Source organism: Halobacillus dabanensis, assembly GCF_900114165.1.
Lineage (GTDB): Bacteria > Bacillota > Bacilli > Bacillales > Halobacillaceae > Halobacillus > Halobacillus dabanensis.
The window spans coordinates 85,271-108,480 of record NZ_FOSB01000009.1 but is presented as its reverse complement, the minus strand read 5'-3'; the positions used below and the strand labels follow the sequence as shown (position 1 = coordinate 108,480).

Below are 23,210 nucleotides of genomic sequence, written 5' to 3'. Positions count from 1 at the left end.
ACAGGAGGATGTTAGACAGTGATAATGACCCAAGATGTTATTCAGACTATCAATGAACATATCGCAATTATCGCTCCGCTTTTGATCATTCAAGCAATTTTAATAGTCACTGCTCTGGTTAGTCTAATACGTACAGAAGTGACAAACGGACCTAAGTGGATGTGGGCTTTGATCATTCTTTTCATCAGTACGATTGGACCGATCGCCTATTTCATATTCGGAAGGAGGAATGATACATGATTAAGGCGAAAGAATTAACCAAGATGTATGATAAAGGTTACGCGGTGAAAAACGTCTCATTCGAATTATCACCAGGGAAATGTGTAGCCCTTTTAGGTCCTAATGGTGCAGGTAAAACGACCACGCTCAAGATGATTTCAGGACTTATTGCTCCTACAAAGGGGGAAGTGAAATTTTCAGAGAAAAAAGGTGGAGACATCCGTCAACACATAGGCTATTTACCTCAACACCCTCAGTATCATGGATGGATGACAGCCGTGGAATTCCTTGTCTATGTTGCCCAACTCTCTCATATTTCTAAAAAAGAAGCGATCAAGCAGAGTGACAGATTATTGAAGCGTGTAGGAATTGCTGAAGCCAAGAATAAACGGATCGCTAAGTTTTCTGGTGGTATGAAACAACGGTTAGGAATCGCCCAGGCTTTGATCCACAAACCTAAGGTGCTCCTTTTAGACGAACCTGTCTCTGCCCTCGACCCCATCGGTAGACGTGATGTTCTGAACTTAATGGAAGAATTGAAACAAGAGACGACACTTCTTTATTCCACCCATATTTTGAGTGATGCAGAAGAAGCAAGTGATGAAATACTGCTAATGCATAAAGGTACCATTGTTGAATCAGGCCCCCTTCACCAGGTGAAGAAGCAGAATCAAATAGACAAAATATCACTAAGGTTCACAGAGAATATGGAAGTGTATGCAGATCAAATAGCTAATATGGAAACCGTCACTAAAACAGAGGTAAAAAAACAGGTCCTCCATGTGCATGTAAATAATATCCATTTAGCGCGTGAACAGTTATTAGAAAAAGCAAATGAAGAGAAATGGCCCCTCTTGCAATTTGAAGTCGGCCAAACGACGCTTGAAGATTTATTCATGAAGGTGGTGAACGAACATGCAATGGAGGACAATTTATAGAAAAGAATGTGTAGAATCTGCGAGAAATTTCAAGTGGATCTGGGTCCCTCTCGTCTTTATACTTTTCTGCATCATCGACCCACTCTCCACTTACTACCTGCCACAGATTCTCGAGTCTACGGGAGGGGTACCTGAAGGCGCAACATTTAATATCCCGACACCTCCTCCCTCCGAAGTATTCATGATGAGCATTTCACAGTTGAATACATTAGGTCTGCTCGTCATTTCTCTAATTACGATGGGGACTATTGCCGGTGAACGTAAATCGGGTGTTGCAGAACTCATCCTAGTTAAACCAGTTTCCTACATGGCCTACATATCAGCTAAGTGGGCGGCTCATGTGACTCTAGTGGTCCTATCTATTTTGATTGGCTTTCTAGCTAGCTGGTATTATACCCAACTCCTTTTTGGTGAACTCCAATTCTTGCATGTTCTTATCGCTTTCTTTTTTTACGGATTATATATGGTGTTCGTTATAAGTATTAGTATATTCATGAATACTTGGACGAAAATCCCAGGGCTTGTACTCTTCCTTACCCTCTGCACTTTAATTCTCATAAATCTTTTTACGAATTTACTCCCCCATTTCCTGGAGTGGAGTCCAACGATGATTACATCCTACCTGCCAACGGTACTCATGAATGGTGATATCGCCCAAAACCTTTGGATGGCTAGTGTGATGACCATCATACTCACAGCTCTTCTCCTTATGGGAGCAAAGATTGTACTGAGTAAAAAAGAAATCACATAGTGCTAGTATTTTATTGTTAGAGACTTGATCATCGATATTTTTGAATGGTCAAGTCTCTTTAAATTTGTACATCTTGATAGTTGGGTATAGACTGTTATCATCTATAACAAGAAAGAAAAAGGAGAGATTTTGATGAAACCAACTGCCCTTATTACCGGAGCATCTGGTGGGATTGGCTATGAACTTTCCCACCTTTTCGCTAAAGCTGGTTATAATTTAATTGTCATCGCGCGCTCTAAGGATAAATTGAATCAATTAAAAGAGGAATTAAATGGTCATCCGGTTACAATTATTCCACAGGACTTATCTGAACCAGGGGCAGCGGAAGTAGTATATGGCAAAGTTAAAGAACTTGGTCTTACAGTCACTGTTCTCATCAATAATGCCGGTTTCGGGCTGAATGGGATGTTTGCAGACTTGCCTTTAATTGATCAACAAAAAATGCTTCAAGTCAATGTAAATGCTTTAACGGAGCTTACTCACCTGTTCCTCCCAGAAATCAAAGCGGCTCGTTTCAGGTCAATCCCTAAAGGAGTAATGAATGTTGCGAGCACTGCTGCTTTCCAACCAGGCCCTAAAATGGCTGTGTACTATGCGTCTAAAGCATATGCCTTATCTTTATCCGAAGCTCTCGTGGAAGAGTTAAAAGATACGAGTGTAACCATTTCCACCCTCTGTCCAGGGGCAACTAAGACTAATTTCTTTAAAACAGCTCAAGCAGAACATACGAAGCTAGTCTCCAATATGATGTCACCTGCATCAGTAGCTAAAACCGGATTTTTAGGTTTCGTCAAAGGAAAACGGGTGATCATTCCAGGAACTATGAATCTAGGAATGGCTTATGCAACTAAGTTAATTCCTCGGTCTTTAGCAGCTAAATTAGCCAATTATGTCGATAGTTGAAAAGAATATTTATGAATACTACGTCTTCCTTCCTGTTTTGATCCCCTCCGACTTGCTTTATAATAGTAATAAATGGAAGACTAATGATCAGGAGGGGGCTATTCATGAAAAAAGTGATCTTTTTGCTATCAATCTGTCTATGTATCGGCGTTGCAGCAGGTGCTTACTTATACATTAAAACCCAGGGTCACTCCGAACAAGCTGTTGCAGGTACCATCAATGCTGAAGAATTACAAGCATACGAAAAAGACGGCAAAAATCCTTTCGGAGGAATGATTACTGGGTCCGAATTGACAGACAAAGAATATCAGAAATACATTCATGGTATGGCTCATCAAAAAGTGAAAGCGGATGAAAAGTGGACTTTTTTTGAAATTCACCCAGTCCGTATCTCCTGGCTGCTCGAGCATCTAGAAACAAATGAATTGGAACATAAAAATTTATACAAAAGTATATTATCCAGATGGGAAAAGGGTGACTTTTCCCGTGCTGTCCATGACCATAATACCATTTGGGAAATGCAAAGAGGGACAGTAGGAAAAGCGAAACGCCTCCTTTCTCCTGAAGAAGAATCGACCTACCTAAAAGAAAACAACTGACCTGGGACATCCAGATCAGTTGTTTTTCACATTTCTTCAGCAGATTTACGAAACCCGTAAAAAGCGCGAAATCCATTGTGGAGATAATACTCCTGGGAATCTTTCGATGCCAGCATTTCCACACGCGTACTCGGATAGCATTCATGTGCCATCCGGACGAGGCGCTCGGCGATCCCCCTTTTCCGATAGTTTTCTTTCACAAGCAGCTCACAGATGTACAAGGTAACTGTTCCATCTGTCAAACCTCTTAAATAACCGATGACTTCTCCTTCGTTAAGAGCTACGAATGCCGGCTCAGAATTCAACCAGGAACTAAGTGTTTCCTCCTCCCGCTCGACGAGCCCATGCCATCCCTCTTTCTTATTCAATTTTTGGATGGCGTCCATATCATTTGCATGAAACGTTCGGATTTGAATATTTTCCATGTCATCCTACCTTTCACCTTTAGGAAGTTTCCTCCCACCGCCTTAATACCTACTCAAATTTAAGTATCTTTCTCTGTATATTCACTTTTACGTTTAATTTCCATAAATGTTTCAAAATATGTGAGAAATTCGTCTATTCTTGATAAATAAGTATGATAAAATATGAGCGGAAGTTTTTTCTCTATCATTCAAGGAGTGGAATATATGAGGAAACACACCCTGTTTTTTATAATACTGCTTTTTTTAGCCGCTTGCTCATCTCAATCTCTTTCCTTTCAAGATCTAAAAGAAGCCTATCCTGACACATTTGCCGAACCAGTAGAATCCTTATCAGAAGAGAAGCAGGAAAAGGTCGGACTTCCCGATGACCTTCCATTCGAAGTCACAAACGTCCAAGCGGAAGCAACAGAACAAGAGGTTATGGTTCACTACCAATCGGAAAGTGAAGAAGAATTGACAGTCAAGACTCTTTATGCACCCGAGAACATTCTCCAAGATTCTGAGTTACAAATACCCTTGAATTCAGGTTCTGTGGCAGGTGTCCAAGAAAAAGAAGATTATGTGTTTGTTGAATGGTATGAATCGGATCTAGATGTAATCTATCAGCTCCAATATTACGGTTCTACGGAAGAACGAGCAGAAAAAGCACTTGAAGCCGCAAACGCTATATAAATAAACCTCTTTCTCCAATTCAATTACATTCAATTTAATGGCAATATGCTTGAAGACTCGATTCTGAGATGTAATTGAAATATGAGAGAAAAGCCTCTAAACACACCTGCAACAAAAACTTTTCATGAAAACTACTTCTCTTTGTTCTCACTGCGGTTTTCATCTACACTTATGGTAAGGGGCTAAGATGGGAGAGGGTTGATATGGAACAAAGAGGCAGGGACATAAGCAAAAAACAACTAGTTAGCAGTTCAATTCATGAAAATAAAAAACGCATGAAATCAAGATTTCACATCAGATTTCATGCGTTTTATTCATTTTAAAATAATTTTGTCCCAGCCTCATGTTTGTTAGAGTTTTTCAAGATTTTTAAAATTCCGGCTAATCGGTCTGGGTGCTTTCAATTGATCAAAGAAAATCATATAATTATTCTTCTTTTCATCGACTTCCTGAATCGTACCTTCACCGAAAACCGGATGTTTGACTCGGCTGCCGCTTTCATAAGAGGTTCCGCCTGACGTTTTCTCTATTCTATTTGATGCACGGATATAATCCTTTGTCTCTTCTATCAGAGCTTCATCCAACTCTCCCACCCGCTCATAGAGGTCATCCTCTACTTCAAAAATGAAGCGGGAAGGATACTTCTTCTGACCACCGTTTTGGAACCCTTCTGATTCCGTTAAATACAGGGCCCGCTCTGCTCTTGTCACGGCAACATAAGCAAGTCTGCGTTCTTCTTCTAATCCTCTTTCTTTTCTTTGTCTTAATGCTCGGACATTGGGCAGCACGCTTTCTGTCATACCGATAACGAAAACATAAGGGTATTCCAGACCTTTAGCCGTGTGAATCGTCATCATCTTGACAGAATCAAATTGATCTTGTCTATCATCATCCGTGTAAAGGGAAACCATTTGCAGGTACTCTTCTAAGTTAATCCCTTCCCCCAGTGTCTGCTCATACTGAACGATCGAGTGTAAAAGCTCCGCCATGTTATCCAACCGCTCCTGATCACCATCTTCTCGCCGATAAGCTTCATAACCCGTCACTTGCATCGATTCTTGAAGTAGTTCAGATACTTTCCGTTCTTTTCGGATGCTTTTCAAATACTCGATACTGTCTATAAACCCTTTCGCACCTGTCCTCCGCAAACGCTCATGTTCCACATATTTTTTCATGGTGCTATACAATGAAAGCCCATCTTCTTCTGCTTTTTGTCTGAGGAAGGCCATACGTTTTTTACCGATTTGACGCTTTGGGACGTTAATAATACGGCTGAATGACAAATCGTCACTGAAAGCGACCATTCTCAGGTGAGCAATGGCATCCTTAATTTCCATCCGGTCAAAAAACTTGAACCCTCCAAATATCGTGTAATCGATATTTTCGGCTATCAACTCTTGTTCAACGGAGCGTGAGAGGTAGTTTGCTCTATAAAGAATCGCAATATCGCTTAAATTTCGCTGTTTTTCTGCCATGATCTTTTTTATTTGCTGAACGATCCAGTTGGCTTCCTGTATCTCATCTTTACCATGGTAATGGGTAACTTTGACACCAGACGGATTTGTCGGCAACATGTCCTTATCCACTCTGAAATGATTATTTTTAATAAGAGCATTCCCTAACGAAAGGATCTCCGGCGTTGAACGGTAATTTTCTTTGAGGTAAATGGTTTGGGCATCAGGAAAATACTTTTCATAATCCACCATATACTTCGGGTCAGCTCCCCGCCACTCATAAATCGTCTGATCAGGATCACCGACGACGAAAAGATTTCCTTGTTTTTCAGAAAGCAACTTAACTAATTCAAACTGTTTTAAACTACTATCTTGAAATTCATCTACTTGCAAATAAAAAAGACGATTTTGCCATTTGGTCAAAACTTCTTCATATTGATCGAAAAGAGTGAATACAAAGTTGAGTAAATCATCAAAATCCAGGCCATATACTCTCTTCTGCTTCTTTAAATATCGCTGGATGATTTGACTGTCAAGATCGCCTGACTCCTCTACAGATGGCATTACCCCCCGTATGATCATCTGTTGTACGTAATGAGTATTACCTTTCAGAACTCCGATTCTATCCAAAATACGTTTGAATGTTTTATCATTCATTTTCAACTCCATATCTTCGAAAATCTCTCTTAAAAGGATTTTTTGATCCTCCACATCAAGTATTACAAAGTTTTTCGGATAAAACAGACGATGAATATCTTCGCGCAATACCCGTACGCAAAATCCATGATAGGTCGTAATGAAGCCCGTATCTTGTTCTCCTCCTATTAACTTCTTTACTCGACGTCTCATTTCATGAGCAGCTTTATTTGTAAAGGTTACCGACAAAATATTGGCAGGATCGACCCCTAATTCGTTAACAATGAACGCATATCTGTGAGTAAGTGCTCGCGTTTTACCCGAACCTGCACCGGCGATTACTCGCACATATCCTTCCGTAGAAACGACCGCCTCCTGTTGAGACGGATTGAGTCCGTCCAATAGTTCTTCCATATTACTCACCTTCCAAGAACATTTGTTTGTATTATAGCACATCATTACAAAGAGAGTGGGTCAAATTGCAGGTATGATAAAAAGCAGAAAAACAAGCCACCATATACACAAGATATATGGTGGCTTGCCTCCCTTCTCTATTCAAACCGGGGTTTCAGCCCGGTTTCTAAAAAATATTTCGTCGCTTGTTGTATATTCATAAAAGTACGTACCCCATCAAGTCGAATATGATTTTGAGCAAATTGCATCACTACTTCCGGCCTCATGCCTGCAAGGACTACTTCGATACCTAACAATTTTAAACTTATCATTAAGTCCTTCAGAAGGTCGGCCCACTCCTCATCAATAGAAGCGATTCCTGAAAATTGTATGGCTAACCGATCGACTTTTTGTTCCTGACACAATACCGGCACTTTTTCGATAAGAATATGCCTCTGTTCTTCTCTTAAAATCGGCTGAAGTGGAAGTAAAGCATAACCTTTGGCTATAGTCACGATATTCGCGGTCATTTCTTCAATCATATTAATCAATTGTTTCTCTCGTTTTGCTTGCTCTGTGATGTCGAAAATACGGATCATCGTATAATCCTCACCTTCATAGGTGAACCGCTTCGTAGAAATATGAAGCACCATGTCTTTTCCACGCCAGTGAAAATCCATTCCTTCATAATTAATATTTTCCTTTTGCTCTACCGACTTGGATAGTATTCTCTTTTCCGGAGCAAGGTCGGGATAAATGTCATTAAGTTTCTCTCCGACGATCCTCTCTTGTTCTAACTGAAACATCTTCACATAAGCAGGGTTGACGTAAGTGATCGTGAATTCCTCGTCCGTAATCACAACACCTTCTTCTAACAGGTCTAACGCATTTCGTAAAAGCATCAACATCCCCCCTGTACGATTCAACTATCTTACTATTATTATGATGCTATAATAAATAAAATCAAGATAATCCCACATTATTCTCAAAAAATTATATATAATCTATAATTTCATAACGATTTTCTTTAAACTTTATATCTCCCCCCATTATCTCCAATTAAATGGCAGTATTATGGAATGTAAGAACAATTAAAAAGAAGTGCGTGAACGGTCCAGAAATGAACCGCTGACGCACTTCTTCTTATGCTTTCTCCATCTTATTACACTTTGGAATAATGGCAACATGCTTCAAATTACCAATAGCATCAAATTCAATTTCCACATAGTCCCCAGGCTTAACAAAGCTGATCAATCTTTCTTTTAACACAGAGAGTTCATTCTTAAACTCGGATTCTTCTACCAAAATCGCATATGCACCTTCGTATCGCTCCAATTTGTATTGGTTCACCGATTGATTCCCCTTCAGTGTGTGTTTATTCATAAAGCTCCATACAAAGTTAAATAGCTCCACCTATTCAAAGCATTCCCTTACCCTTTTTTGCCTAAACATGTCGAATGCGTAACGGTTGGACAGTACCTATGCAATATGCTAAAATATACTAACGAACGTTAGTTAGTCAACAAGAGGTGATTTAATGACCAAAGAGAGAATAATGGAAGAGAGTCTGAACCTCTTCGCCAAGTACGGATACGAAAACACAACACTTGCAAACATTGCTAAGGCTGTTGGTATTAAAAAGCCATCCATTTACAATCACTTTAATAATAAGGAAGCTATTTTCCTGCATGTATTAAATAAAGTAACAACGAAAGAAAAAGACTTTTGGATGGCTTATTCAGAAGCTTCCTCCACACGATCTATCGCTGATCAATTGCACCACATTTATCGTGTGTATTTGGATCATATGGCAAATTCTACGGAAGGTTTATTTTTCAAGCGTGTCACCTTGTTCCCTCCCGAAGAGTTTGCTAGTGAAATCAAGGAAGCCTTCTGGTTGATCGAAGAATGCATGACAAGTATTATCTGCCCGGTTTTTGAACAAGGAATCGATCAAAAGTTAATTCGCCCCCTTTCTACAGATACGCTCACATCTGCTTTTTATACGTTAGTAGATGGATTGTTTCTTGAAGAGAATTTTTATGATCAGGATGTTTTCGAGCAAAGACAACAAGCAAGTTGGGAAATTTTTTGGCTTGGCATTCGAACTCCGGAAGATAAGGAGGGATAGGTCATGGCATGGATTTATCTATTTTTCGGTGCTTTATTCGAGATTGGATGGGCCATTGGTTTGAAGCTTTCAGAAGGATTTACAGATCCTCTCTTTTCCACTTTGACGATCATTTTTATTTTTATCAGTTTTCTTTTTTTCACAAAAGCATTGAGAGATATTGATATTGGTACAGGATACGCCATTTTCACCGGGATTGGCGCGGCAGGTACAACATTAATCGGTATGATCTTTCTTGGCGACGGAGGTGGAGCTGGGAAAGTCTTTTTTATTGGACTTTTGATTGCTGGAATAATTGGATTGAAAATGTCTGAGACAACATCAGAAAAGGTACAACAGGAGGGTTGACGATGGCATGGGTATTCTTATTATTAGCTGGTGCAGCTGAAATGACAGCAATGTTCTTTTTAAAACTTTCCGAAGGGTTTAAGAAATGGAAACCTTCGATACTTGCTATATTAGTAGGGTCTGCAAGTTTTTATTTCTTATCACTCTCTTTAAGAGAGCTTCCTATAGGCACAGCATACGCCCTATGGACAGGAATTGGTTCAGCAGGAACAGTCCTTCTGGGTATCTTTTTCTTCAAGGAAAAAGCAAATCCTAAGCGTATCATATTTATCCTTTGTATTATTACTGGAGTCATAGGTTTGAAAATGGTCTCATAGTATTATATTAGGCTTGCCATCTAGTATTTGTACGCTTACAATAGAATATGCAATAAACTACAACATTCGACAAAATCCACTTTTTTATGTCGTTTTTGTAGTAATGGAGGAAATGTAATGAGAAAAATATTACTTGCAATTCTTATGTTAATTGTTATTAGTTTCAGTTATGTAGGCTTTACAAACATGGATACAGATGCAAATCCTTCCATTCCACAAGAGACTGAAAGTTATTGATTGAATATCTTAACCCCTTCATTTTTTAACGAAGGGGTTTGTTTATTTCTTTGGAATTCTCGCCTAACGGTCATCTATTGATATGACTTCTAAATACCATCTCGATCAAGAGGTACCATAAGGAGGTTTATCTAATCGATGGGCACTGGATCCAGGTAATCCCTACTTAAATAGGGGATCCACCATTCACTTTTATCTTATAATTTTCCAGACTATAAAAAGCTACGACTGCAAATAAACAGTCATAGCTATAGCATACGTTCTTTCATTGCATTTGCCCCTCTAAAGGGAAGCTAATTAAATACAGGAACCTTCTTATGCTATTTCACAGAAACAAGTGTATCCCTTAAATACCAAACACTTCTGTTAGTTGATTTATATCCATACTTTTTGTTTCAGCGGATAAGGAACGTTTCATAATCCTAAGTGCATTGGCATTATCTTCCGATTGTTCAGAAGCCACTCCATCTTCGGGCACCCATAAATTATATTCGCGCATATACGCATCATTAGCTGTGAACAGGACACAAATATCTCCTGCTACACCTGTCAAAATCAGATTTTCCACACCCAATTGATTCAAAAGTATACTTAACTGTGTCCCAAAGAAACCGGAATGCTTCGGTTTTATAATGAAGTAATCATCTTCTTCTGGAATCATCTGCTCAATAACAGGTTTTCCGATTCCCTTTTTACATTCGTCTATTAAATCAGAAGCGTTGTCCTGCCAAAGGCCGAAGTTATCATTTACATAGATGACTGGAATACCTTCCTTTTTTATATCTTGTTTAATCGATTGCAAATTTTCTGTTATAGGTAAGGTGTTTTTGAGTAAGTTTTCTCCGCCTTCGAAATCCATTTTGTTAATCATATCAATTATGATTAAGGCTGTACTATTTCCCATAACCTGAATTCACACTCCTTCAAACTTATCCGGTCCTGCTGGTATCTGACGTTTATGTTCAGTTCTCTTATGACGGGCTTTCAAGTTCTTTTCATCTTCAGAATCGATAGCTTCCCCTCTCAAGTAAGCATCAATAGTATCGTAGGACATACCTAATTCTTCTTCATCTGTTTGCCCTTCCCAAAGCTCAGCGCTAGGTTTTTTATGAATAACCGAGTTAGGAACACCCAGAACCTTTGCCATTTCCCGTACTTCTTCTTTCTGAAGGTTTATAAGTGGTACGAGATCTACTCCACCATCTCCATATTTAGTGAAATACCCTGTATAATATTCCGGCGCGTTATCTGTACCAACAATCAGGTAGTTATAATTATTTCCAACAGCATAAAGGGTACTCATCCGAAGTCGAGCTTGAAGATTCGCTCCTCCTAACTGAGATTTACCTTCTTTCCAGTCCCCTTTTTCATCTAACTGCTTCTTTATCGCTCCATAAGTAGTTTCATATGCATCTGTTAATTCTATACCTACATAATCAAGGTCAGCTCCTTCTACCACATCAAGAGCATCTGTTTGATCTTCTACCTCTTGATTGATAGGTAATATGACTCCTAAAGAATTTTCAGGAAAAGCACGCTTAATTAAATACGAAACTACAGCTGAGTCGATACCTCCGCTTACCCCGACTAGTAAGCCATCCGCGCCTGCTTCTTTCGTTTTATTTCGTAGCCATTCCGTTAAATATTCGATTCGTTTTTCCATGAATAGAAGCTCCCTTCTTTTTACATTCTAAATATTGCTTTCCTTTAAAAGAGGAAAGATAAACCTCCCTTCCTAAATGAGCACTAATCCAGTTCTTTGATGTCGCAGTATACTTGAAGACTCGACTTCGGGATGTTGGGGAGTTTAAGGGTCGTTGGGGAAGGGCTCACTTTCCTGCGGGGGGGAACTGCGAGACCCCTGTGGGATGAACATGATAGGTGAGATTCCGGAAGACGATGTCTAAGGAAAGCTCACCACATGCCGACGGAAAGAGACACTGAGTCTTTAAGAATAGGGAGCTTAAATGATAAAAGAAACTTCACAACCCTTATGGAATGGTAACAAAACAAAATACTTTTCATTTTCCTTCATTTAAGCAATAATGAAAAATAGTGATCCTTTTAAAGGAGTGAATACAATGATTAAAAATGAAAGACATGTACTCGTCATTTTCCCCCATCCCGACGATGAAGCTTTCGGGGTTTCTGGAACGATTACATCTTATATAAAACAAGGAACTCCTCTCACATATGCGTGTCTTACGCTTGGAGAAATGGGAAGGAATCTCGGTAAACCTGCTTTCGCAACGAGGGAATCTCTACCAGAAATCCGCCGAAAAGAATTGCTTAAAGCAGCAGATGCTATGGGAATAGAAGACTTGAGAATGATGGGGTTGCGTGATAAGACTCTTGAGTTCGAGGACGACACTCAAATGAAAAACATGGTATTAGATTTAATTAAGGAATTAAATCCATCTCTTGTCATAAGCTTTTATCCAGGTTATGCTGTCCACCCTGATCATGAAGCTACTGCCCGTGCAGTTGTGAGAGCACTAAGGGAAATTGATGAAGGAAAGCGTCCTGATTTTCAAGCTGTGGCATTTGCCAATGACACAGAAGAAAACCTCGGTCTTCCAGATATCATAAACGATATCAAAGATGTTCAAAATGAGAAACTAAATGCTATGCGAGCTCATATTTCTCAAACGGCCCATATGCTGGAAATGCTTGAAGAAGGTATTAGGGTCAATGACCCAGAAGCGTTAAAATGGGTTACAGATGAAAGGTTTTACACATACGATTGGAATAATGACGAAGTCAAATAGAGGCCAGCTTTTGTAGCTCGGCCTCTTTCTATTGTCCTAAGAGTCATTTTGTCACAGGATAGTCTAAAAAAATCCCTCGATGGCTAAGCTGAAAATGATATCCTAGGTTTAGGCTTATGTAAAGGAGATGTCTTATGAAGAAAATTTTGCTATCTATTCTTTTATTAATACTAATGAGTGCGTGTTCTGGAAACAATGAGGAAAACAATACATCCGATCAGACCGACCAGACCAACGCAGCCACAGAACTTCCTGAGGTAGAAGTAGAATTTGAACATGAACCTATCCCAGTTAATGAAGAGACCACAATAAAAGCGATGGTCACTCAAGGCGATGAACCTGTACCAGATGCGAAATATGTAGAATTTGAAATTTGGAGCACTCAAGACGGACAAGACACATCAGAAACACTTGAAGCAAAACACGTGGAGGCTGGATCCTATGAAATTCAGTATACGTTTGAAAAAGAAGGCACCTATCAAGTTATTGCGCATACCCAAGTAGATGATCTTCATACTATGCCACAAAAAGAGGTGAATGTAGGACAAGAAGGACAAGCTAGCGGTCACGATCATAGTGATAACAGTGGTAAATTCATGGTCCACTTAATGACGGACCAACCATTTAAAGCAGGTGAAAATTCAACCCTCACTACTCATATCAACCATATGGAGGAGCCTTTCTCTGATGGAGACGTCAAATTTGAAATCAGCTCAGACCAAATGGATAAACACATCTATGTAGATGCTGAGGAAAGTGAACTAGGAGAATATACGGCTACCTACAACTTCCCTGACCCTGGCACATACAGAATAAACATCCACTATGAAAAACCAGAAGAGGATATTCACGGACATCAAGAACAACGAATAGACGTTGTACAATAAAGACCTGAAGCGCAAGTGCCCTGATAGACACGACAAGCATAAGCAAAACGGACGAAGGAAGTGAACTCCCCTCCCACAGGCCGGGTTGCTTAGTCGTGGTGGATGGCCGCTGGTACTACTGCCCCACCTCACAATTATAGTGATCACAATTAAAGATTTTATAATTTTCCAGACAACGAAAACGGCCGTCCCTAGAGGGACGGCCGTTCTTTATTATACTTCTGTATTTTGAAGCTTCTTCTTCTTCGCCATTTTTTCACGTTCATTCTTGTTCAAGTATTTCTTGCGAAGTCGTACGCTCTCAGGCGTTACTTCACAATATTCATCATCATCTAAATACTCGATGGCCTGCTCTAGCGTCATCTGGCGTGTCTTTTTGATTGTATTTGTTGTGTCTTTGTTTGCGGAACGAATGTTTGTCAGGTGCTTTTCCTTCGTGATGTTTACAGTAAGATCGTTTTCACGGTTGTGTTCGCCCACAATCATACCTTCATACACTTCTGTACCTGGTTCAACAAAAATTGTCCCACGATCTTCCAAGTTCATGATTCCATAAGTCGATGCTTTCCCTTTATCCAGAGATACCAGGACACCTTCACGACGGCCACCGACTTGTCCTTTCGTAAGTGGCGCATAGCCATCAAACGTATGGTTCAAGATTCCATATCCGCGTGTCTGGGTCATGAATTCAGTTGAATAACCAATCAAGCCTCGTGATGGAACTAGGAATTCCAGACGCACTTGACCATTTCCATCATTGACCATGTCCTGCATTTCACCTTTACGGTAACCGATCGATTCCATGACAGCTCCCTGATATTCTTCGGGAGTATCAATTTGAACACGTTCGACAGGCTCACTAACGACTCCGTCAACCTCTTTCAAAATAACTTTTGGCTTAGAAAGTTGTAGTTCATATCCTTCGCGTCGCATGTTCTCGACCAAAATGGACAAGTGAAGTTCACCACGACCAGAAACAGTGAAAGCGTCCGGAGAGTCTGTAGGCTCTACACGCAAACTGACGTCTGTTTCCAGTTGTGTCATTAAGCGTTCTTCAATTTGACGTGCGGTAACATATTTTCCCTCGCGACCCGCAAATGGGCTGTTGTTAACTAAGAACGTCATTTGAAGGGTTGGCTCATCAATTCTTGGAATTTCCATCGCTTCCTGGTGTTCAGGCAAGCAGACAGTCTCCCCGACGTTGATGTCTTCCATACCAGCCAATGCAATAATATCCCCTGCTTTTGCTTCTTCGATTTCAACACGCTTCAAGCCAATGAAACCGAAAAGTTTGGAGACACGGAAGTTCTTCACAGAGCCGTCTTTCTTCATCAGGGACACTTGCTGACCGACTTTGATCGAACCATTGAAGACACGTCCCACTCCAATACGACCAAGGTAATCATTATAATCAAGTAATGTTACCTGGAATTGCAATGGATCTTCCTTCGTATCTGCGGGAGCTGGAATGTTGTTCATAATCAATTTGAAAATTGGGTCCATTGTTTCTTGCTGATCCTCTGGTTCGTCTCCAGAAGTTCCATTCAATGCAGAGGCATAGACGACCGGGAATTCCAATTGTTCATCGTCGGCACCAAGTTCAATGAATAGATCCAACACTTCATCCACCACTTCATTAGGGCGAGCATTCGGGCGGTCGATCTTATTCAAGACAACAACAGGAGTCAATTTTTGTTCTAACGCTTTTTTCAAAACGAAGCGTGTTTGAGGCATACAACCTTCATATGCATCAACGACAAGTAGAACACCATCGACCATTTTCAAAATTCGTTCTACTTCCCCACCAAAGTCGGCGTGACCTGGTGTATCAAGAATATTTATACGCGCATCGTGGTAATTGATGGCGGTATTTTTAGCTAAAATCGTAATGCCGCGTTCTTTTTCCAAATCATTAGAGTCCATAGCGCGGTCATCGACATGCTCATTATCACGAAATGTTCCGGAATAGTGTAGCATTTGGTCGACCAAAGTCGTTTTTCCATGGTCAACGTGGGCGATGATCGCTATATTACGAATATCATCTCTGTGTTGCATGAAGCACACACCTCTTTCGTATCACAAATTATTCAACCCTTCTATTATAACACAGATGTTATTGTGTAGATACAAGTTTAACATAGAGTTAATATTAATATCACAAGTGTTATTAAGAAGGACATACAAAAAATACCAAAATCCCTTCTTTTTTCCTTATACGTAGTTATAAATAAAAGACGTCTCGTTGCGTAAACAATACATAAGCGAGTAGAATAAAGGATAGTTTGTACTTGGTATCATTATGTCTTCTATAGTGCCAAGTATTCAGTATTGAAAGAAATTGGGTGTAGTAATGAAAACAAGACGTATGGGAGATTGGCTTGAAGTCGTCATCCCTCATAAATGGGAAGGATACACGATAGAAAGAATTTTAAAAAAAGAATGGAACGTGCCAAGAAAGCTGATGCATAGTTTCCGCTCTAATCGAGAAGTTACCTTGAATAATGAAAACCCCCATTGGAAAACAACTAAAGTTAAAGCAGGGGATCAATTACGCGTACGTTTGTTCCGGCCCCAACCGCTTGAAGTCACTCCGACCTTCATGGATATCGACGTAATCTACGAGGACGATCATATTCTCGTTGTCAACAAACCCGCCGGTGTTTTCACCCATCCGAACACACCAAAAGACCATAATACCCTCGTCAACGGGGTTGCTTTTCACTTCCAAATGAATGGCATTGAAGCGACACCGAAATATGTCCACCGCTTGGACCGCGATACTTCTGGGGCTATTCTTTTCGCAAAACATGACTTAGCAATTGCTATGCTAGGGAAAGAACTTCAGGAAAGGAAAATAAAGCGGACATATCTCGCCTGGGTACACGGCAAAATGAAGACATCTCGTGGAAAAATCGAACAACCGATTGGGAAAGATCGTCATCACCCTGTAAGAAGACGAGTATCCTCTGGTGGTCAACATGCCGAAACCCATTATGAAGTTCTATTTTATGATAAGGATAAGGATCTTTCACTGGTTAAGTTACAGTTACAGACAGGCAGAACCCATCAAATACGTGTCCATCTCAGTTATATAGGGCACCCACTACTTGGCGATGATATGTACGGAGGAAAAGGTAGTATCAACTACAAGCAAGCTCTTCATGCAGCGCGCCTCACGTTGATCCACCCTTTCACCGAGGCAGAAATACACTGCTTAGCTATGCCTGCCGATCACTCTCCTTTGTTTACAAAACAACAGGTAGAAGCTTTGAGCAAACACGATTAAGGTGCTAGGGAAATAAAATCATAATAAGATCTCACCCCCAAAGCATAAGTCGATCATCATAGTAACATTTTTTCGCCGTAGGGAAGAAAACCATCAAAGAATATAAAATCTCTTACCATTAGAAAAACCGCTCCATATTCGGAACGGTTTTTCTAATGCTTTTAATTTGTAATGGAATCATATAATACATCATATTTCTCAGCACAAGAGAGATCCAGTTCAGTCAACCCTTTCGCATTCCACGAGGTGAGCTTAAGGGTGACCATCTTGTAATCGATACTGATAAACGGGTGATGTTGAATCTCTTCGGAGTACTCAGCAACATTGTTGACAAATTGTACTCCTGTCAGAAAATCTTGGAACCGATATCTTTTGGTGATGAATTTTTCATTCGACAATTTCCATCCATTCAACTGAGCGACACGATCTTTCTTTTCTTCTTCTGATAACAGCTTTTCTTCCATAATTCATCCCTCCATAATTAAACTAGAGACATAAACTCCTTAAGATCGCCTAAACATAAATCAAGTGCGTGTTCCCAGAATTCTGGTTCCTCCACATCGACACCGAGATGTTTTCGGGCCAAATCCTCCACAGTCATCCGCCCTGTATCTTGTAATAAAGCAATGTATTGCCCTTCGAAATCCCGGCCAATTTCCAAAGCTTTGGAGTATATACCCATACTGAATAAGTAGCCAAATGTATATGGGAAATTATAGAACGGAACATCAGTAATGTGAAAGTGAAGCTTAGACGCCCAGAAAGTAGGGTCATATTCTTCCAAAGTTTCCATATAAGCTTCTTTCTGGGCTTCCGTCATCAAAGTATTCAGTCGTTCTGCAGATACGACTCCTTGTTTTCTTTCTTCGTAAAAACGAGTTTCAAACAAGAACCTTGCGTGTATGTTCATAAAAAAAGCTACACTACGTTGAACCTTGTCTTCAAGAAGGGTCAACCTCTCCGCTTCATCAACAGCTTGTTTAACCGCCGCATCCGCGACAATCATTTCTGCAAATGTAGAAGCTGTTTCTGCGACATTCATGGCATACCCCTGGTTGAAGATCGGCAAACCATTCATGACATGCTGATGATACGCATGACCAAGTTCATGGGCGAGCGTGGCGACACTGGAAGGACTCCCTGAATAAGTCATAAATATCCTTGTTTCCCCACTATCAGGAAAACTTGTACAAAAACCTCCCGGCTGCTTTCCTGGTCGATCTTCCGCTTCAATCCAACGTTTTTCAAATGCCATTTCCGCAAATTCAGCCATTTTCGGACTGAACTTTCTAAATTGTTGAATGATGAGTTCTGCGCCTTCTTGGAAGCTCATTCGATTCTCTGTTTGTCCAATTGGGGCTTCGACATCGTAAAAGCTCATTTGATTAATGCCTAACTTTTCAGCCTTTTTCTTCATGTATGGAATGTAATGCTTTTTATATTCCGTAATGGTGTTCCACATGGCGTTTAAGGTTTTCTCACTCATGCGATTATATTCCAATGGTTCTTTCAGCACATTTTCCCAACCGCGGTGTTTATATGTCTGTAGTCTGAAACCAGATAGATGATTCAATGTTTCGCTGAAAAGATCAGCATCATTCCCCCACGTTTCTTGTAACTTCTCAAAAGCTTCTTTTCTTACGTTACGATCGGAGTCATCCAGCTTATTGGATGCTTGACCAACGGAAAGCTTTTCTCCATCCATGGTGATAGACAACTTGGCGACAATACTGTCATACATTTGTCCCCATGCATGGTATCCATCCACGCTCAGGTCGTTAATCAGTGATTCCCTTTTCACTTCCAGTTTGTCTTTAGCAAGTTGTCTTCTTTCGTCCAGAACAAAAGAAATGACTTTAAATGGCTTTTGATTAAGAATGGACTTCCAAACATCGTTATCTACTTGTACAAAAACCTGATCCAGTTCTGTAAGAGCATTACTCAGACGTGCGCCTAATTCACTCCTCTTGGATTGCCAAATATTCGCCTTTTTATCGTGCACGTTCTGTGCACTTAAACAACTGACAAATGCTCCGAATTCACTCAACTCTTTCGTGACTAGCTGCACCTTATCAAGAATTACGGATAAGTCCTCTGTTTGGTCTGTGTTTCTAGGTGGAGTGAAGGTATCAATGAGTTGTTCCAATTCATCAAGATTCTCTTCTGTTTTATGTACATACTTCTTTAACTCACCGGAATCACTTCCGCCTTCAAAAATGCTATCCAGATCCCATGTTAAGCGATAATTCGCCATACGCAATCCCCTCTCCGTTATGTAAAATCTTCAAAGTCTATTATCTCTCCTTATTATATCAGAATTTTCGTACCTTCCGAATCCTACTCCCTATTACTAATTTATAATGCTCGCAATTTGTCAAATTTGGTTGAAATAAAATTGATATGTTATTGTAATAAAAATGAAACCTTTCTGACTATTCAATCGTCTTAATAAGTAGAAGAAATAAACCGCCCGCTTTGATTGTTATTTCTAATATTTGAAAGGGGACTCAATATGAAAAAAAGAATTGAGTATGATGCGACCGAGATTGTTAGTGTAGCCGGAGGTTCTGCCTTTTTAACTTTTATCCTTTACTTAACTATTTATATCCTATAATTTATTTGTAAACGCCCTCCATGATGGAAGGCGTTTTTTTATTGAAACTGTTCTATTAGAATTACTGTTTTTTTCTCCTTATAATAAGACATACACGAACATGCAGAAGGAGGAAGCTTTATTGTTTTACAATCATCAGGGTTACCAGTCTATGTTGAAGGAAGATCATATCACATTCGGGCTTACTGTTCCTATGGATAATTACGATCAATCTCCTCCCAGCATGAGTGAACAAGTAAACAGATCCATACTGGCAGAAGAATTGGGTTTTCATTGCTTATGGTTACAGGATGTCCTTTTAGAAGATCCTACATTTGAAGACCCAGCCACCGGTCAAATTTATGACAGTCTCATTTATCTGACCTACTTAGCTTCACATACCAAATCGATCAATCTCGGGACAGCAGCTTTAGTCATGCCGCTGCGTCACCCGTTAAGGACAGCGAAAGAAGTAGCAAGCATTGAAAATCTTTTCCCTGAGCGATTAATGTTCGGTATTTCTTCAGGCGATCGGCGAAAAGACTTTGAAGGACTGAACATTCCCATTATGGAACGTAGTGAATGGTTTCGGGAAGCTTATTCCACTTTTAATGAAGCAATTTATAAGGAATTTCCTAACCTGAAATCACGCTTTGGGACATTAGAAAAATCCAACATTGTTCCTAAGCCTGCGAAACGTATTCCAACATTCATGACAGGTTATTGTCAGCAAACATTGGACTGGGTCGCTGAACATGGAGACGGATGGATGTTTTATCCTCAGCGTCCTGAACAGCAAAAGAGAACGATTCAAGAATATCGCACAAAAGTTAAACACTATCATGGCGACGTATTCCGTCCATTTATCATGCCGTTACCATTACAGCTGGAAGAGAATTCAGATGCACCAGTAGAAAAAATTCCTGCCGGCTACAAAGTTGGGCGAAATGGTCTCTTGCAACTGATTGAGCAATATCGCTCGATCGGAGTAAATCACTTGATGTTCGGTTTATCTAAAAACAAGCGACCAGTAGCAGAAGTTATGCAAGAACTCGGAGAAGAAATTCTCCCCCATTTCCGTAACCCTTAATCTCACAACGGATAAATAAGGAGAATTAGAATGAACAAACCTGAAATCATGCTATTAGGTACTTTTCACATGTCCATGGACCCTGCAAAAGTGAATGATCAACAAGAAGAAATTCACCAAGTAGTCCAATCCTTAAAAAAGTATCGACCAACAAAAATCGCAGTGGAAAAATCTTTTTTAATAGAAGAAGAGTTGGACCGGAAGTACCGTGAATATCAGCAGGGTCAGTTGATCCCAGCATACGATGAAGTCGAACAATTCGCTTTTCGTTTAGCTCATGAAATGGAATTGCCAGGGGTGCACCCGGTCGATGAAATCGTAGATATGTCCAATCCATCCTTAAACCAGGTGTTCGAATGGGCAAAAGAACACCAACCTAAACTTTTTAAAGAAATTCTAAATGTCCAAATGCGCTTAAAAGAGAAAGAGCAGGACCATTCAATCAGAGACATTCTTCATTACGTCAATGACCCGGAATATATAAAAGAAATGCAAAGAATTTATATGAAACTCACTCGTGTCGGCGACCGCCAACATCAAATCGGAGTGCAGTGGATAAAACAATGGCATCACCGTGACTTAGCAATTGCTGCAAATATATCAAGGATAACCAACCAGCAAGACAGAGTCTTAGTTATGATCGGCGGAGATCACTTGCACTTACTTCGTCAATTTTTAGAAGATAGCGGTGATTACCACCTTCCATATGTACAACCCTACCTTACTAAGTAGGAAATGGAACAAATAGCTGGACTTCGGAGCAGACCCACCAGCAAGATTTTATAATTTCATGGACGACAAAAACCCAGCCTTGAAGGCTGGGTTTTTTGGTTAATCTTGATCTGGTTTATCTTCAAGAGCCTCGAGTGCCGAACGCTTTTTCTTCTTCTTCCGTACTTTCCACCGTTTAATGTGAATCGTACTAGGCTCATAATCATCCGACTCGCGGATGTCGGTATTAGATGCTCTCATGAACGACCATGCCAATAAGAACATAATGAACAGGAGCGGGAATCCTCCCACAATACTTGCCGTCTGAAGTGTATCCAGCCCACCCAGGAACATTAGCGCTAATGGCATCAAGCACAACGCAAATGCCCAGAAAAGACGGTTCCAGCGCATCGGCTCTCCTTCTACGTTTTTCTGCACCACAGAAGCTAAAATATATGAGGAGGAATCGAAAGTTGTTGCTAAAAAGATAATAGCTAATACCGTAAAAAGCAAAACCATAAACTTAGCTAAAGGCAGCTGATGAATGATTTCTATGATTGTTGCAGGAGCACCATTTGCATCCATAAACGCTATGGCATCAAATTGGCCTGTCAATTGCATATACAATCCGAAGTTCCCCATGACACCAAAGAACAATACACAACCTAGCGTTCCATAAATCATTGTTCCGAGTACCATTTGACGGATCGTTCGCCCTCTGGAAATTCTGGCTACAAATAAACCGACAAATGGCGCGTAAACTAACCACCAGGCCCAATAGAAAACTGTCCAGTATTCAGGGAAGCTTGTCTTTTCGAATTGACCTAAGTCCCCGAATGGTTCCATCCATGTCGCCATTTTAAAGAAGTTATCAGCCAGAATACCAAGTGAGTTGAATGTGGTTTCACTAATGAATTTTGTCGGGCCGAAGATGAAAATAAAAGCTAACAAGAAAATAGATAGCCAGAGGTTTACGTCACTCAGTACCTTGATTCCACGTTTAAGACCAGAATAGGAACTGATTGCAAAAATAATGGTACACAGCAACATGATTACGGTTTTCATTCCTAAATTAGCTGGAATACCTGTCAAACTAGTAATCCCCTCAGCGATCATTGGTGTTCCAAGAGCAAGAGTCGTTCCTGCTCCCCCAAGCAAGCCAAACATAAATAGTACATCAATGATATTACCTAAAGGACCGTCGACAGATTTACCTAAGACAGGGCGCACAGCCTCGCTAACTTTAAGCACAGGTTTTTTTCTTACATAATAGAAATATGCAATCGGTAGTGCTGGCAGGGTGTAAATCGCCCATGCTATCGGCCCCCAGTGAAAAATACCATAAGCGGAGGCCCACTGGATCGCCTCTTTCGAACCAGGTTCTATACCAAATGGAGGACCTTGATAGTAATACACCCATTCAATAACTGCCCAATATAAGATACTAGAACCAATACCAGCAGCAAATAACATCGCTGCCCATGAAAATGTATTGAACTCTGGTTTCTCCCCTTCGTCACCCAATTTGATTGCTCCATTTTTGCTAAAGGCAACAAAAACCAGAAACGCAAATATGACAAAACCCATGATCATATAAAGAACGCCAAAATTCTCAGTCATGAATGTGTTCGCTTCTGCTACAAACTCTTTCCCTGTCTCAGGGAATAAGATGAGCGGTAACGTCACACCAAGTAAAAGAATTAATGCTCCGATAAACGTAGGCCAATCAATTAGTTTCATTTTCAAATGATATACATCCTTTCTACTTCGTCGATATTTAGTTTGTTCCTGTAACAAATAAATAATGCAATCTTACGAAGATATGTAGTACGGGAATTAAGACACAAGCTTC

At 40.2% G+C, this 23,210-nt stretch carries 24 protein-coding genes; 14 read left to right on the top strand and 10 right to left on the bottom strand.

Annotated features, from left to right (window positions below; genetic code table 11):
• Positions 1-24 precede the first annotated feature (24 nt).
• The 5 genes from BMZ58_RS15245 (at position 25) to BMZ58_RS15225 (ending at position 3,410) form a co-directional block, all read left to right on the top strand.
• Positions 25-240, top strand: a complete 216-nt coding sequence (locus BMZ58_RS15245) for a PLD nuclease N-terminal domain-containing protein (protein WP_075037501.1) — start codon at positions 25-27, stop codon at positions 238-240.
• Positions 237-1,157: an ABC transporter ATP-binding protein gene (locus tag BMZ58_RS15240; RefSeq protein WP_075037420.1), complete on the top strand. Its 921-nt coding sequence runs from the start codon at positions 237-239 to the stop codon at positions 1,155-1,157. The genes BMZ58_RS15245 and BMZ58_RS15240 overlap by 4 nt, the downstream gene beginning before the upstream one ends.
• On the top strand, positions 1,135-1,908 hold the full coding sequence (locus tag BMZ58_RS15235) for an ABC transporter permease (RefSeq protein WP_075037419.1): 774 nt from the start codon (positions 1,135-1,137) through the stop codon (positions 1,906-1,908). The genes BMZ58_RS15240 and BMZ58_RS15235 overlap by 23 nt, the downstream gene beginning before the upstream one ends.
• 132 nt (positions 1,909-2,040) lie before the next feature.
• The gene (locus BMZ58_RS15230) at positions 2,041-2,811 is read left to right on the top strand and encodes an SDR family NAD(P)-dependent oxidoreductase (RefSeq protein WP_075037418.1); all 771 of its coding nucleotides are present in this window, start codon (positions 2,041-2,043) and stop codon (positions 2,809-2,811) included.
• 104 nt (positions 2,812-2,915) lie between these two features.
• Positions 2,916-3,410 (top strand): DUF6241 domain-containing protein, encoded by a 495-nt coding sequence (locus BMZ58_RS15225; protein ID WP_075037417.1) that lies wholly within the window; start codon positions 2,916-2,918, stop codon positions 3,408-3,410.
• A 26-nt stretch (positions 3,411-3,436) separates the two neighbouring features.
• Here BMZ58_RS15225 and BMZ58_RS15220 read toward each other — a convergent pair whose 3' ends face one another.
• Positions 3,437-3,835, bottom strand: a complete 399-nt coding sequence (locus BMZ58_RS15220; RefSeq protein WP_075037416.1) for a GNAT family N-acetyltransferase — start codon at positions 3,833-3,835, stop codon at positions 3,437-3,439.
• A 204-nt stretch (positions 3,836-4,039) separates the two neighbouring features.
• On the opposite strand from BMZ58_RS15220, the gene BMZ58_RS15215 reads away from it, so the two are divergent.
• Positions 4,040-4,507 (top strand): hypothetical protein, encoded by a 468-nt coding sequence (locus BMZ58_RS15215; protein WP_075037415.1) that lies wholly within the window; start codon positions 4,040-4,042, stop codon positions 4,505-4,507.
• Between the two features lie 350 nt (positions 4,508-4,857).
• Here the strand turns inward: BMZ58_RS15215 and BMZ58_RS15210 are convergent, their stop codons facing one another.
• The 3 genes from BMZ58_RS15210 to BMZ58_RS15200 all read right to left on the bottom strand — a co-directional run bounded on the left by BMZ58_RS15210 (position 4,858) and on the right by BMZ58_RS15200 (position 8,340).
• On the bottom strand, positions 4,858-7,011 hold the full coding sequence (locus BMZ58_RS15210; protein ID WP_075037414.1) for an ATP-dependent helicase: 2,154 nt from the start codon (positions 7,009-7,011) through the stop codon (positions 4,858-4,860).
• Positions 7,012-7,148: 137 nt separating this feature from the next.
• Positions 7,149-7,892, bottom strand: coding sequence for a PAS domain S-box protein (locus BMZ58_RS15205; RefSeq protein WP_075037413.1), 744 nt, complete (start codon positions 7,890-7,892; stop codon positions 7,149-7,151).
• A gap of 241 nt (positions 7,893-8,133) precedes the next feature.
• Positions 8,134-8,340, bottom strand: coding sequence for a hypothetical protein (locus tag BMZ58_RS15200; RefSeq protein WP_075037412.1), 207 nt, complete (start codon positions 8,338-8,340; stop codon positions 8,134-8,136).
• 187 nt (positions 8,341-8,527) lie between these two features.
• Between BMZ58_RS15200 and BMZ58_RS15195 the strand changes: the two genes are divergently transcribed.
• Genes BMZ58_RS15195 through BMZ58_RS15185 form a run of 3 tightly spaced genes read left to right on the top strand, consistent with a single transcriptional unit; the run spans position 8,528 to position 9,786 of the window.
• Positions 8,528-9,121: a TetR/AcrR family transcriptional regulator gene (locus tag BMZ58_RS15195; RefSeq protein WP_075037411.1), complete on the top strand. Its 594-nt coding sequence runs from the start codon at positions 8,528-8,530 to the stop codon at positions 9,119-9,121.
• Between the two features lie 3 nt (positions 9,122-9,124).
• The gene (locus BMZ58_RS15190) at positions 9,125-9,469 is read left to right on the top strand and encodes a DMT family transporter (RefSeq protein ID WP_075037410.1); all 345 of its coding nucleotides are present in this window, start codon (positions 9,125-9,127) and stop codon (positions 9,467-9,469) included.
• 2 nt (positions 9,470-9,471) lie between these two features.
• Entirely contained in the window at positions 9,472-9,786 is a 315-nt protein-coding gene (locus BMZ58_RS15185; RefSeq protein WP_075037409.1) for a DMT family transporter, read from the top strand.
• Positions 9,787-10,369: 583 nt separating this feature from the next.
• Here BMZ58_RS15185 and BMZ58_RS15180 read toward each other — a convergent pair.
• A complete protein-coding gene (locus BMZ58_RS15180) occupies positions 10,370-10,927 on the bottom strand; it encodes a cysteine hydrolase family protein (protein ID WP_075037408.1) in 558 nt (185 codons plus the stop codon).
• 9 nt (positions 10,928-10,936) lie between these two features.
• Positions 10,937-11,686: an NAD(+) synthase gene (gene nadE, locus BMZ58_RS15175; protein ID WP_075037407.1), complete on the bottom strand. Its 750-nt coding sequence runs from the start codon at positions 11,684-11,686 to the stop codon at positions 10,937-10,939.
• 418 nt (positions 11,687-12,104) lie between these two features.
• On the opposite strand from nadE, the gene bshB2 reads away from it, so the two are divergent.
• Positions 12,105-12,791 carry a bacillithiol biosynthesis deacetylase BshB2 gene (gene bshB2, locus BMZ58_RS15170; RefSeq protein WP_075037406.1) on the top strand — a complete coding sequence of 229 codons (687 nt, stop codon included), beginning with the start codon at positions 12,105-12,107 and terminating at the stop codon, positions 12,789-12,791.
• A 134-nt stretch (positions 12,792-12,925) separates the two neighbouring features.
• Complete coding sequence (locus BMZ58_RS15165; protein ID WP_075037405.1) at positions 12,926-13,678, top strand: FixH family protein; 753 nt, start codon at positions 12,926-12,928, stop codon at positions 13,676-13,678.
• 213 nt (positions 13,679-13,891) lie between these two features.
• Here BMZ58_RS15165 and typA read toward each other — a convergent pair whose 3' ends face one another.
• A complete protein-coding gene (gene typA, locus BMZ58_RS15160; protein ID WP_075037404.1) occupies positions 13,892-15,733 on the bottom strand; it encodes a translational GTPase TypA in 1,842 nt (613 codons plus the stop codon).
• A 295-nt stretch (positions 15,734-16,028) separates the two neighbouring features.
• Between typA and BMZ58_RS15155 the strand changes: the two genes are divergently transcribed.
• On the top strand, positions 16,029-16,964 hold the full coding sequence (locus BMZ58_RS15155) for an RluA family pseudouridine synthase (RefSeq protein WP_075037403.1): 936 nt from the start codon (positions 16,029-16,031) through the stop codon (positions 16,962-16,964).
• 161 nt (positions 16,965-17,125) lie between these two features.
• Here BMZ58_RS15155 and BMZ58_RS15150 read toward each other — a convergent pair whose 3' ends face one another.
• On the bottom strand, positions 17,126-17,428 hold the full coding sequence (locus tag BMZ58_RS15150; protein ID WP_075037402.1) for a 4a-hydroxytetrahydrobiopterin dehydratase: 303 nt from the start codon (positions 17,426-17,428) through the stop codon (positions 17,126-17,128).
• Positions 17,429-17,445: 17 nt separating this feature from the next.
• Positions 17,446-19,218: a M3 family oligoendopeptidase gene (locus tag BMZ58_RS15145; protein ID WP_075037401.1), complete on the bottom strand. Its 1,773-nt coding sequence runs from the start codon at positions 19,216-19,218 to the stop codon at positions 17,446-17,448.
• 460 nt (positions 19,219-19,678) lie between these two features.
• Between BMZ58_RS15145 and BMZ58_RS15140 the strand changes: the two genes are divergently transcribed.
• Together BMZ58_RS15140 and BMZ58_RS15135 are read left to right on the top strand one after the other, a co-directional pair.
• A complete protein-coding gene (locus BMZ58_RS15140) occupies positions 19,679-20,647 on the top strand; it encodes a TIGR03571 family LLM class oxidoreductase (protein WP_075037400.1) in 969 nt (322 codons plus the stop codon).
• A gap of 30 nt (positions 20,648-20,677) precedes the next feature.
• Entirely contained in the window at positions 20,678-21,379 is a 702-nt protein-coding gene (locus tag BMZ58_RS15135; RefSeq protein WP_075037399.1) for a DUF5694 domain-containing protein, read from the top strand.
• Positions 21,380-21,478: 99 nt separating this feature from the next.
• Here BMZ58_RS15135 and BMZ58_RS15130 read toward each other — a convergent pair whose 3' ends face one another.
• Complete coding sequence (locus BMZ58_RS15130) at positions 21,479-23,104, bottom strand: BCCT family transporter (protein WP_139207357.1); 1,626 nt, start codon at positions 23,102-23,104, stop codon at positions 21,479-21,481.
• Between the last annotated feature and the right edge of the window lie 106 nt (positions 23,105-23,210).